The 13,745-nt window shown below is 56.1% G+C and carries 4 protein-coding genes; all 4 read left to right on the top strand.

All coding sequences use genetic code 11. The annotated features are described in order from the left end of the window. Positions 1-18: 18 nt before the first annotated feature. The 4 genes from KP22_RS09015 (at position 19) to KP22_RS09000 (ending at position 13,745) form a co-directional block, all read left to right on the top strand. Complete coding sequence (locus KP22_RS09015) at positions 19-9,717, top strand: beta-propeller fold lactonase family protein (RefSeq protein WP_039323831.1); 9,699 nt, start codon at positions 19-21, stop codon at positions 9,715-9,717. 127 nt (positions 9,718-9,844) lie between these two features. Beyond that, positions 9,845-11,632 (top strand): TolC family protein, encoded by a 1,788-nt coding sequence (locus tag KP22_RS09010; protein ID WP_039323828.1) that lies wholly within the window; start codon positions 9,845-9,847, stop codon positions 11,630-11,632. Continuing rightward, complete coding sequence (locus tag KP22_RS09005) at positions 11,632-12,390, top strand: efflux RND transporter periplasmic adaptor subunit (RefSeq protein ID WP_039303494.1); 759 nt, start codon at positions 11,632-11,634, stop codon at positions 12,388-12,390. Before KP22_RS09010 ends, KP22_RS09005 begins: the two co-directional genes overlap by 1 nt. After that, the gene (locus KP22_RS09000; RefSeq protein ID WP_039323826.1) at positions 12,387-13,745 is read left to right on the top strand and encodes an efflux RND transporter periplasmic adaptor subunit; all 1,359 of its coding nucleotides are present in this window, start codon (positions 12,387-12,389) and stop codon (positions 13,743-13,745) included. The genes KP22_RS09005 and KP22_RS09000 overlap by 4 nt, the downstream gene beginning before the upstream one ends.

Raw genomic sequence — 13,745 nt, 5'->3', positions numbered from 1 at the left:
ATTACAGGACATGACACGATGACTTTTTCCCGCTCAAAATCTGGTTCAGCCTTAACGCGCACGCCGCGTCAGGCGTGGGTATTGGAACCGCGCATGATGTTTGATGCCGCCGCTGTGGCTACGGTTGCTGATGTGGCTGCGCACGTGGCGGCAACGGACACCGCGCCCGGCGTCGATGCCACGCCGGTTAAGGCAACGGTCACCATCACCGATTCCAGCGACAGCTTTGTGCCTATTGATCTGTTCAGCGGCGTTAGCGTGTCAGCGGATAACGGCGGGCAGGAACTGCAAAATCTGGTGATTACCGTCAACCGCACGGGCGCGAATCAGGCAATAGTCATCGACGGTACTGACATTACGCTGGAAGCCGTTAATGGTGCGAAAACCACAGCGGGTGACGGACAATACGGTTATACCGTTGCGGTGAGTGGTGCGACGACAACCATTACAGTGAGCATTGCTTCATCTGCTGAAGCATTTACGCCTACTGATGTTGCTAAGCTGATAGATGGTATTGCCTATAAGCCACTCGATAAAACCGTGGCAGGCGGCGATGTGACGGTAACGCTGAAAAGTCTGAGTGACGAGAGCGACACTGCCGATCTGAATATCCACTCGACCATCACTATCGACAGCAAGATCAACGTTGCGCCCGTGGTGTCCGTATCGGATGCGCCAGAACTGGCCGAATTAATCATCGTACCCGGTATGGAATCGCCACAGGACGTCCGTTATTCCAATAATGGCGAGCGAGCCTATGCCATAGGAAGCGATGGCACGCTGGGTGTCTTTACCGTTGGTGAGCATGGCAAACTGACGTTGAGCCAAACGCTGAGTGATATCAGTGCGCTCAAAGATGTAAAAGAGGTGGTGCTGAGTGCGGATAACCGTTCGCTATACGCTATCACCGGTAGTAGCGATATTGTCGCACTTAGCCTTGACGACAGCGGGCAGATAATTCGGCTCAGCGGCAGCGATGAGCTGCCGGTATATACCCAGACGATTGCTGCGCAAAACGGCAATATTACCGGACTTGCCATCTCCGGCGATGGCACTCAGGTTTATGTCACTACGCGGTTGAACGGCATGATCGTCTTTACTCGTGACGTTACGACGGGCAGCTTGACGTTCCTCCAGCGCGTGAGTGACAGCGGGATCGATCGCAGTGGCATTGTGGCGAGCAGCGGTAACTATGTTGTCACGATGGGGATAGGGGCAAAGCACACGCTGTCGGTTTATCAGCGGAGTGAAGCCGGAACATTAACCTCTGTCGCGACGTTGGAAACGTCTGGGGCTGGTTATGGCGCAGTAGATTACCAACTGACGATCTCAAAGGATCAGCAGTTCATCTATGTCGCCGATCCTGGTAAGGGCGACATCAGCGTCTATCAACTGCGCGATGGCAGCGAAGGGAAGACGCTGACCCGCACGGATACGCAAACTCTGGAAGGCGTCAACGCACTCTATCTTAACGCCGACGGTAGCCAGCTCTATGCCTTGAGCAGCGAAGGCGCATTGCAGATTTATAGCGTCAACGCCTCTACGGGAGCACTAAGCGAAAGTGGCCAGATTAAGGATATTGGCGATACACGTGGCATGGTGCTGTCGCCAGATGGGCAATCACTTCTCGTTGCAGGCGAGGCGATTCAGCGTTTTAGCGCGTTACGCACTTATCTCTATGGCGGCGACTTACCGTTTGCCGATCATATCGCGCTTTCCGATCGCAATCTGGATGTATTAAACGACGGCGCAGGTAACTATAACGGCGCAGTGGTAACCATCGGTCGTGAAACGCCCTCCACAGACGATCAATTCGGCCTGAGTGTAGATAACAACCTGACGCTGCAAGACGGAAAAATTCTGCAAGCAGGCGTAGAGATTGGCACCTTCGCACAGAATCAGGGCACACTCAGCGTAACCTTTACCGCCGGTGTGACGAAAGAAACCGCTAATGCCGTCCTGAAACAGATTACCTACCGCAATGTTGGAAGCCAGAGCACTACTGAAACGGTAGCGCTGACGGTGACCGCGAGCGACGGCGAGCTGAATAGCACGGTGACAACCGTCGCGTTGCTGCTGACGGTTAACAGTGCGCCAACGCTGGTTAGCCAGGGTGTAAGCAACCTGACGTTGGATACGCGTGGCGCATCCGTCACGCTATTCAAAGACACCGTGATTAATACCGGGGAAGCCGGGCAGACGTTGACCAGGCTGTCGATTGGTATTGCTGGCTTAAACAACCCGCATCAGGAATACCTGACGGTGGATGGCACGACCATCGACCTGAGCAAAGACAGCGCGGGCACCACGGCTAGCGGTTACCAGTATAGCTATACCTATAACGACCTGAGAGGTGAGTCTTCACTGGTTCTGAGCAGCGTTCAGGGCATCAGCAGCATGGCAATGATGAAGCTGGTCGACGGCATGAGCTACTCGGCTGGCAAAGAGAGCACCAGCGCCAGCGGCTTGCGTACCATTACGCTAACCGAGTTGCAGGATAACGGCGGCACCGCCAATGACGGGAGCGATACGTCGACGCTGACCATTTCCGGCAGCGTCAATCTGGCTCTAAATGAACAGCCAACGATTGAGGCGACCTATTCCCCTGATGCATCGTTGTTTTACAACGATGGCAAACTCAGTGACTACAACGAGCGCGTCTCGGCGATCGGTGTTTCTCAGGATGGGAAAACCCTGCTGGTAACCGGCAGCGAGGAGAATAACAACGGCGGCAAGACCTACCTGCGCGTTTACGCTCGTGATGCGGAAACCGGCAAGTTGACGCTGCTGCAAAGCTTTACGCAAGGCGAACAGGACGATCCGTCCACCCCAGAGATTGAAGTTAACGGACTGAATACTATCACCACGCTGGCACAGTCTAAAGATGGCTCCAGCGTGTATGTGGCAGGCGGTAGCGGTAGCGCCTACTCGCTGGTGCAGTTTAGTCGCGATGCGACGACGGGACAACTGAGCTATGTCGGCATCGTCGCCACACAGGACGTGAATGGCGTTAGCGGCCTGGATGCAGCGGTTTCCGAGATCGTGATGTCCGACGACGGCACCTCGCTATATACCATTAATGGTGTGACGCCAGTTGATAGCGCTACCGGTAAAAACGCCGTTACTTTCTTCTCGCGCGATATTACTTCCGGAGCGCTGACGTTTGTCGGCTCGCTGATTGGTAGCGATACCATTCCACTGAAAGGCCCAAGCGGCATTGTGCTGTCCAGCGAGGGTAAATCGGCCTATATCTCTAATCTGGGGAACAACAGCATTACGGTACTGTCGCGCGATGCGGAGACGGGTAGCCTGAGCTATGTTAGTACGATCGATAAAACCACGATCGCTGCTGATGTGAATAGCGCGGAAATTCCGACGGACGATCGTTACCTCAATGGGTTGCAGGATATTGTTATTTCCCCCGATAACCGCTTTGTCTATGTGTCATCAAATGCGCAGGGAACGCTCTCCATTTTTAGCCGCGACATGGATACAGGAACGCTGACCTACGCTGGGACGTTGGATCTGTATAGCGAGGGGCATATTGCCGCGAACGCGCTGTCACTGCGCGAATTGGCGATGTCCGAAGATGGTTCGGCGCTGTATGTCGCCGCGCTCGGCAGTAAGTCACTGTTGGTGTTTGGTCGCGATAGCGATTCCGGCGCGTTAACGTACCTCAATAGCGTTGAGCTCTCGGTTAACACCGTCAACCATCTGGCCGTCAGCGCGGATGGTAAGAATATCTATGCCGGGGTCAGTACGTTCTTTGCGGGGCTTAACGTACTCAATGCAGCGGCAAATGCATCTTATAGCCAGACGGCGGATGTATCGTTTGCCACGGGCGTTACGCTGTCAGATCAGGAACTGGACGCCGCTGATGACTACAAGGGCGCGACGATTGCCGTTAGCCGTAACGGCGATGCATCGGCAAATGACCACTTTGCTTTCCAGAGCGGAAGCGATCTGACGTTGTCCGGCAGCGACATTCAGTATCAGGGCACGACAATGGCTACCTTCAACGTGAATGAGGGGGCGGTCTCGATTGTGTTTACCGAAAGCGTTACGAAAGCGGTCGCCAATCAGGTTCTGCATCAGATTACCTACCGTAATGAGGGTGATACGGCTGGCGCATCGATTCCACTGAATATCACCTTTAGCGATGGTGCTAAGGATACCAGCCTGCTGTTGACGCTGGTGGAGAGCAAAGCGCCGGTCGTGGATAACGTGGGGTACGTCCCACCGGCTGGTACAGCAGGGCGGTCATATAGTGCCGTATTACCAGAAAATCTGTTCCGCGATCCTGAAAATGGGGTGCTGACATGGCAAGTTAGCGGCCTTCCTGATGGATTAGCCTTCGATCCTGAAACTCTAACCATTTCCGGTACGCTGGCGATCAGTGGTGCGGGAAAATTCCCGATTACGGTTGTCGTGAGTAACGAGGTGGGGAATAGCACTGAGCATGTAATTATGCTTTCAGTGGAATCCGAACTGGCACAGACGCCGACGATTGGCGGTGAATCGAGCGCCCTTCAGAATGATTACAGCCTTGATGGCTATGACTCCAATAGTTATGTCGATGTGTTGAACGGGGTAAAAGATACCGCGCTGTCTGCTGACGGTAAAACCCTCTATGTCGTGAGTTCACCTGAGGGGGGATCTGCGGTACTGAGTATTTTTGTACGTAATGCGGAAGGAAAATTTACCCTGTCGCAGACCTTCTTTAACTACCGCTCTGTTTCTAACGATGAGACAGGGCAAAACGACAACGTTGTGGACAATGCAGGATTAGCCGGAGCGTCAGATGTGATTCTGTCCGCTGATGGGCAGTACCTGTATGTGGTAGGCAGTGAAGGCAACGCAGTGACCATTTTCAGCGTTGGCAGCGACGGTGAACTGACGCAAGCAGGCGTCCTTGATCAGGCCGCGCTGGGCGGTCGTTCACTGGATGTACGTTCTCACATTGTTTCTCTGGGCGATTACCTTTACCTCACCGCTGCCCAATCTGACAGCGATACGGATGCGCGCAGCGTGCTGGTATTTAAGCGCGGGGCGGACGGTAGCCTGACGTCAGTTTCCCAGACCGATAATCTGATCGGGGCGAACCGTCTTGTGCTTGATCCAACCGGGCGTTACCTGTTCGTGTCGGGTTCCGGCGGTACCGTCGGCGTCACCGCATTCAGCATTGATGCCCAAGGGGCGTTGTCTCAGGTCGGCCAGATTAGTGGAACGAGCGAGTATTACATCAACGGACTGGCGCTGTCGCCCGATGGCAAAACGCTGTATGCGATTAATGCTGATGTGGGGAATTACTCGCTCAATACGATAACGGTAGGCGCTGATGGGGCGCTGACGCTGAGAGAGACAACGCCAATCACCGATGACGGTGGCGATTCCGGCGAGGCGCTGGCGACCAATCTGGTCGTTTCTGCCGATGGCACGGCGCTGTTCGTGGTCGGTAAGAATATTTCTGTTTTTTCTCGTGCCGAAGATGGCAGTCTGACGCTGAAGCACACGATTAGCGGCAGTTGGGATAGCCCGTTCAACATTTCCTTCTCGAATCTGCAAAACGTGGAATTGAGTGCAGACGGCAAGCAGCTGTACCTGATTGGCGGCGATAGGATCCATGTGCTGAATGTTGGTACTGCCGGTGCCGCCTACACCGAAGATACTGATGCAACGGTGCTGTTGCCGTCAGGCCGTCTGTCCGATCCGCAGTTAGATGCGTTAAATAACGGTGCGGGTAACTATAGCGGTGCGAGCATCACGGTGGGCCGACAAGCTGGTGGGCTGCCGGAAGATACCTTTGGTTTTAAGGCCGATAACGGCTTGGCGCTGGACGGTAACAATATCGTCAAAGATGGCACCACGATCGCTACCTTTATGCAGGTTGATGGTGTACTGACGGTGACCTTTACGGCGGCGGTGACAAAAGCCGATGCGCAGAATGTGCTACGCCAGATCACCTACCACAATACCAGTCAGGATCCAGAACACGCGGGATCGTCACCGGCCTTCACCTTCAGCATCAATGATGGCGACAATAACGTCGCGACGATGGACGTGACGGTTAATCTTATTGGCGTAAACGATCCGGCTGTACTGAATACGACGGTGCTGAATCCACAAATTCCGGGCAATGGTGAGTTCGTTAAGCTGTTTAAAGATACGCATATCGACACCGTTGAGAGTGGACAAACCATCTGGCAGGTGGTGCTGACGTTTGATGTGTCAGGGGCAAATGAGACGATCAGCGTCGATGGCAGCACGATCGTGCTTGAACAATCCAGCGGTACACCGCACACAGCTGGTGGATTGCAATATTCTGTTACCGTGCAGGACGGTAAAGCGACGCTCCTCCTGTATTCAATGAAAAATGGCAGCGAAACCGCTGCGATTATTGACAGCATCGGCTACAACTATCTGGGCAGCGATCCCAGCGGGGAACGCCACGTTACCCTGATGATCAAGGAAAATAACTATAGCGGTAGCGCCCCGGAAACCACGTTGAAGCAGGCGATTACACTGACGCTGGTACCTGCGGCAGAAGCCAATACCGCACCAGTTATCACGGTTCCGGCTACAACTCCGGCGTATACCGAACGCGCCGATCCTATCGTGCTGGCACCTGATGCGACGGTGTCTGATGCGCAGATGGACAAGCTCAACGGCGGCAAAGGCAATTACGACGGCGCGACGCTGAAGATTACGTTGGGTGACGGTAAAACGGCGCAGGATAAGCTGAGTCTGAATGCTGGCAACGGCCTGACGTTATCGGGTGATACGCTTCAGAAAGACGGTGTGGTGATTGGTCAGGTCAGTAATAAAGACGGCGTGTTGACGATTAGCTTCAATAGCAATGCAGGCACGATCCCCACCACGGAAGATGTGCAGAACACGCTGCGTCAGATTACCTACTCCAGTGACAGCCATACGCCCGCCGCACGGGTTGCGGTGACGGTGACGCTAGCCGATCGTTATCTGGAATCTCAGGTTACGGCTTTGTCGGTGGCGATTACCGCTGTCAACGACACACCTGTGGTGGCGAACGATCCGGTGCTCTCAGCTGATGAATTGCGTTTGGTGAATGCGTATACCGCGATTACCGGGCTGGGCACGGTGACGGCGGCAGCCCGCACGGCAGATGGGTTGGCGGTGTATGTCAGTGATGATAAAGGCGCGATTGCTTTATTCCAGCGTGATGCGAACAGCGGCGAATTAACCTATGTGCGTACCTTTGCCGCCGTAGAGGGTGTGACAGGAATCAGTCAGCTTCAGGTTTCTGCCGAGGGGAATAGCGTGTATGCGCTGCGTGCTGACGGCAACGCGATCGTCTGGTTTAGCCGCGATGCCGAAGGCAATCTGGAGCATAAAGAAACGCTTAATGAGGGAGAAACGAATCGTTTCGAAGGCAACCTCTGGGACGTAAAAAATATTACGTTGTCGGAAGATGGCAAGACGCTGTATGTCATCAACAACTACAACCTTCTCTGGTTTACCCGCGATACGACAACAGGCAAGCTCGATTATGTTGGATCGATCGAGGGGGATATGTGGAGTGAGCCTTACCTATGGCAACCCAACGAGGTGGTCAGCCGCGGCAATCTGCTATTTGTGACGACGAATACCAGCAGTGGTTCATCACTGATTGTGTATACGCGTGGCGACAACGGCGAGCCGACACTATTGGGGCACACCCGCGACTTTCTTGATACCACGGGTAATACCGTGCAGCTCTCTGGACTGCAACAGATAACGGTCAGCGCCGATGGCCGAAGCATCTTTGTCGCCAGCGCAGAGCAGATCGATGCCTTTGCGCTGGATACCGCGACGGGAACGTTCACCCATCTTGCTCGCGTCGCAGCAGAAGGCTCGGTGAGTGACATCGCTTTCTCTGCGGATGCGCGGGTGCTGTACATTACGCAAAGTGACGGCACACTGACTCGCTATGTGTTGAATGGTCAGGCGTTGATAAAACTCGACACGCTGAAAAACGACGGAGCTGGCTTTGCTCATCTGCTGTCGGTTGACGGTGGTCTGATTGCGCTCGGCAATGGCGTAACGGCACTGGATGAAGCCTCTCGTCTGCCGATTTATCGCATTGATGGTTCAGCGGTCATCGTTGCACCCGCCATCACACTCAATGATGCAGAACTGGATGCACTGAACGGCGGGACGGGAAATTATCAGGGCGCTTCAATCACGTTACAGCGTGGAGAAACGGCATCCGCAAGCGATCGTTTCGATTTTACCGCTGGCGAGGGCTTCACGTTGACGAATGGCGTGATTAGTCAAGAAGGACAAGCGGTCGCGACCTTCACGCAGGTGGACGGCAAACTCACGGTAACCTTCACCGCTGCTATTTCTCGTGCAGATGCGACGGCGCTGGCACGTCAGATTAACTGGGCGACGAGCGCTCCCTTAACTGGAAACGCGGTGTCGCTGACGCTGGTATTCAATGATGGCGAAGCCGATTCCACCGCGCAGGCGCTCGGCGTTACGTTGCTAAGAGAGAGCAATCAGCCGCCTGTTGGTCATGCTGAGCAGTTTACTCCACCAGCCGCACAGGTTGGCACCCGCTGGTCTTATTCTTTGCCCGATAGCCTGTTCAGTGATGCGGAAAATGACGCACTGACGCTATCGATCAACGGTCTACCGAACGGGCTGACGTTTGATGCCGCCACGCGCACGATCGAGGGCGAACCGACCGTATCGGGAACATTCGACCTGACGATTACCGCCACGGACAGCGTGGGCAACGCGACGGCGCTGAATGTGGCGCTGACGGTCAATGCCGCCTCGACGCCAGTCGATCCCGATACACCAGTCGATCCGGGAACGCCGGTTGACCCTGGCACGCCGACGGAGCCTGCCAATCCCGATAACACCTCCACAGTGGCACCGGTCATTCTGGTGCAGCAGGGGGTAAACCTGCCTGTTGATTCGAGCGAAAGAGAGCGCGAACCGCCGCTGGGGGCGATTGTCGCCGAACTGTCTCGTTCAGACGTTCAACTGCTACCGACCAACATGACTGCTGAACCTGTGCGGCAGCGCGATGTTGATACGGCGCGCCAGTCGGATGCCCCTTGGGTGCTCGATCCCGTCATGTCATCGCTGATGCCAATGCTGGAGCAGGTCAACTTCTCTGCGCGTGCTGAGGCGTCTACACGCGATAACGCCGCGCTGCGTCCGGCTGATTCCAACCTGTTCCTGAGCGTGCGTGGTCAGACAACGGCACTGGAGTCGGCGTTTAGCAGCGTGCAGGGCGCGTTACAGCCGGATGCCTCCGGTGCGCTCGCCTTTAGCTTGCCGCAGCGCATGTTCAGCGTGCGTGAAGGCAATGCCACGCTGACGCTACAACTGGCGAACGGGCGTCCGCTACCGGCATGGGTACAGTTTGATGCCCGCAGCGGCGTAGTACGCATTACCGATGCCAGTACATTGCAGGTGAATCAGATCCAACTGGCGTTGAAAGCACAGGCCGCAGACGGCACCAGCCGGATCGTACCAATCACGCTGCAAATCGGGCAGGGCGATGGCGCAGCGATACCTACTGACCGTGGCGCGATGCAATCGCCTTCACTGCCCACTGAAAACCGGGATGTTGAACGGTTAGCGCCTGCGGGGAAAACCGCCTTTACCGAACAGTTGCGTCAGCATCAGCCTGAACAGGATGAACTGCTGGCGGCGCTCAGTGAGTTGAGCAGCCTGCGTGCCTAGCGCACCACAGAGAATACCGAGACGATATTTTATTACTTAACCACTAACCCAGGCGCTTGCAGACGGTAATCAATCCACTGCCTGCAAGATGAAGGGAACAGACAAATAGAAGATGGGGAGAACCCGGGTGAATCAGCACATAGCGCATTTCTGGGATAGCCAGCAACACGACAGTCAGCAGCAGAACGTTCAACGCGAGGCTACACCACGCTCCGCAGGTTCCCGGGCGTTACGGATCGCGGTGACCCTCGCCTGTCTGGGGTTGGCAGGCTGTGCCGTCAAACCTGAACCGATAACGGTTGAACAGCAGGTTGCACAGGCGCTGAGCGACAGAACACAGATGTTCGCCAATCAGGAACCGGTGCGCGGTACGATCACGCTGGATGAGGCTATTGCCCGTGCGCTGAAATATAACCTGCAACAGCGGGTCGCGCTGCTGGAACAGGCGATGGAAGATGATCTGTTGGGCGTACAGAATCTGGACATGCTGTTACCGAAACTGACCGCTCGCGCCGGGCTACAAACCCGCGACAACGTGGCGGGCTCTAGCAGCGAGTCGGTCACTACGGGCCGACAGTCGCTGGAAGCGTCCACCAGCCAGGATCAGACCATGCGCACCGCCGATCTGACGATGAGCTGGAATGTGCTGGACTTCGGTATCAGCTATTTTAACGCCAAAGTGCAGGCGAACAAATCGCTGGCGGCGGAAGAGCGTCGTCGTCGCGTCGTGGCAGATATTACCCGTCAGGTGCGGACGGCCTATTGGGAAGCGGCTACGGCGCAGCGCTTGCAGCCGGAAGTCACTACTGCGCTGACGCAAGCACGTCAGGCGCTGGAATACGCGCGTCAGACCGAACAGCAGCGTTTGCTGGCACCGGTTGAGGCGCTGCGTTTCCAGAAAAATATGCTGGAGATGGTGCGCCAGTTGGAAATCGTCGACAGCGATCTGGTGGTGGCGAAATCCCGTCTGGCAGCATTGATGAACCTGCCGCCGTCGAGCAAATACGATGTGGTTGTACCAAGTGAAAGCAGTCTGGTAGCACCGAAGATGGCCTACTCGCTCGACGATCTGGAAAACTTCTCGATGGTGAAACGTCCGGAAGTGCGCGAAGAAAGCTATCTGGCACGCAATAGCGTACTGGAAACCCGTAAATCACTGCTGCGTCTGCTGCCGGGCGTGTCATTGTTTGCCGGTATCAACGGTGACAGCAACAGCTATCTGGTCAATCACCAGTGGGCGAACGCGGGCGTTCAGGTCAGCGGCAACCTGCTGAACGTGCTGTCGTGGTCATCGGTGAAACGTGCCGGACAGGCGAATGAAGATCTGGCGGAAGTTCGTCGCCAGGCGCTGCGCATGGCGGTGCTGACACAGGTGAACGTCGCCTGGCAGGAATATCAGCAGAGTATGCAAATGTATGGTCGCTATCAGGAACTGGCGCGGATTCAGCGCGGCATCCTGAACCAAACCACGCTTAGCGTACAGCATCGCGCCGAAACGCAGATGGAGCAGGTACGCGTCAGTACGGAAACCATTCTGACGACCCGCGCGCGCGACCGCAGCTTTGCCGATGTGCAGAACGCGCTGGGCGCGGTATATCAGGCTGCCGGGCTGGATGTGCTGCCGGATAACGTGAACGATGTCAGTCTGGCCGCACTGAGCAGCTCAATTGCCCGTACCACGGGGAATCTTGAAAAAGGCGGTGTTGCGGTGCCACGTTTGTCCCTGTCAACACCATCTACGCCTGCCGCCACGACGGCTTCTACCGTAACAGCTTCCACGACAGGTTTGCCTGTAACGAAGCCCATAGCGCCCGTTGCCGTGACACCATCGGCTAACGCAGGGAAACCCTATCGCGTGGTGAACACGGATATGTGGGATAACCTGCAATCTCTACAGGCGGGAGGCTCGCGTTAATGGCTATCGGCATCATGCGTCCGCTGTTGCTGGTGAGTGCGTTAAGTCTACCCCTGTGGGGGCAGGCTGCGACCACAGGAGACATTCGCGTGCAGCTTAGTGCACAGCGTTACACCGTGTTATCCAGCGAAATTGCTGGGAAAGTGACGGATATTGCAGTGAAAGAAGGCGAACACTTCAAACAGGGCGATACGCTGGTAACGTTTGACTGCACCGTGCTGCGCGAAAAGCTGAACTACTCGAACGCCGCAGAAAATGCCGCGCGTAAGAAGCTGGCGATTGCCGATCGGTTGGATAAGCTCAACTCGATCAGCCTGTCGGATGTCGATCAAGCGCGATCGTCGGTGTCGATGGCGCAGGCGGAGAGCGGCGTCAATCGCGCGATGCTGCAACGCTGTGCGATTAAAGCCCCGTTTTCTGGTCGCGTAACGGAAACCAAGGTCAAGCGTTGGGAATCCGTGCCTGAAGGGAAGGAGCTGTTGGCGATTTATGATGACAGTGCGTTCGAGCTGGAAATGATCGTGCCGTCGCGCTGGCTAGTGTGGTTAAAGCAGGGCAGCGCCTTTCAGGTCACGCTGGATGAAACCGGCCTGAACTATCCGGCGGAAATCAGCCGTCTATCGTCAGCAATTGATCCGGTTAGTCAGTCGGTGAAGGCCTTTGGGCGGATTACGCAATCCACCGCTGGCTTATTGCCTGGCATGAGCGGTGTCGCGCAGATTGCACCGCCTGACGCAGCAGGCAGCGTAGCGCCATGACCGAGCGGAATACAACGGCAGCAGCACAAACCGAGCAGGATACCCGGCTGGCGCTGCTGGCTGAGTTATTGCAGTTGCAAAGCCGTGCCAGAGCGCGGGAAACGCTGGATGAACTGGCGTTTTTCATCGTCAATGAAACGCACAATCTGGTGAAGTACCGGCAGGCGCTGCTGTGGGACTGCGACAAACGACGCTTGCAGGCAGCGTCTGGGCTGGCCTCACTCGATCACAATGCGCCGTTTTGTACCGAATTTAGCCGACTGTGCCGCCAGTGGCAGGAGGAAGGACGCCAAACACAGGTGCTGCAATGCCGAGAGTTGCCTGCTGACGATCAAGTTCTATGGCAGGAGCATTTGCCGGAGTTTTTACTCTGGTTACCGTTGCGTGTCGCTCAGGGGGATGCGCCGCTGGTGCTGGTGTTAGCACGCGACAGCGCGTGGCTGCCTGCCGAAATCGTGCTGTTGGAAAAGCTGGCTGATGCCTACGCGCATGCGTGGTCGAGCCTGTGCAAAGTGCGTCGTCGCCCAGCGAAAACGCCGCCAGCCAGACGCCGCCTGATGCTTGCCGCCGCGATCGCGCTGATGCTGATCTTATTGATCCCCGTTCGCCAGTCGGTGCTGGCTCCGGCGGAGATCGTCGCGCATCGTCCGGTTATGGTACGCGCCCCTGTCGCGGGCGTGGTGGATGATATTCTGGTTCGACCCAATCAAACGGTTAGCGCTAACCAACCGCTGGTGCGGCTGGACGTGCGCGAACTGGAAAACCGGCTGGAATCGGCGCGGCAGGCTTTTGCCACTGCCGATGCCCAGTACCGTCAGGCTCAGCAGCAGGCGCTGTTCGATGCCAACAGTAAAGCCAGTCTGGCCGTGCTACAAAGCCGCCGCGAGCAGGCGCAGAGCGACATGGATTTTCTGCAACGTCAGCAGGAACGTATGCAGCTCGTTTCCCCGCGTGACGGCGTGGCGATTCTGGATGACGCCAGTGACTGGATTGGGCGTTCGGTGGTGGTGGGGGAACGCATCATGATGATCGCCGATCCACACGACGTGGAGCTAGAAATTCAATTGCCTGCGGCGGATGCCATTGCGCTGGAAAACGGTGCGGATGTACGCCTGTTCCTCAATGTTGCACCAAATTCGGCACAGGAAGCCCGGCTTGAGCAGATTGGCTATCGCGCCGCACCGACGCCGGATAATGTGATGGCATATCGGCTGCGGGCGCGTTTTACGCAGGATGACCCACTGCTGCGCGTAGGCCTGAAGGGCACTGCCAAGCTATACGGGAAACGCACAGTGTTATTCGTTTATCTGCTGCGTAAACCGCTCGCGTCCCTGCGCGTTTGGCTGGGCGTGTAA

Origin of the sequence: Pectobacterium betavasculorum, assembly GCF_000749845.1 — a bacterium.
Classification (GTDB): domain Bacteria; phylum Pseudomonadota; class Gammaproteobacteria; order Enterobacterales; family Enterobacteriaceae; genus Pectobacterium; species Pectobacterium betavasculorum.
This window is presented reverse-complemented; position numbering and strand designations above follow the sequence as displayed.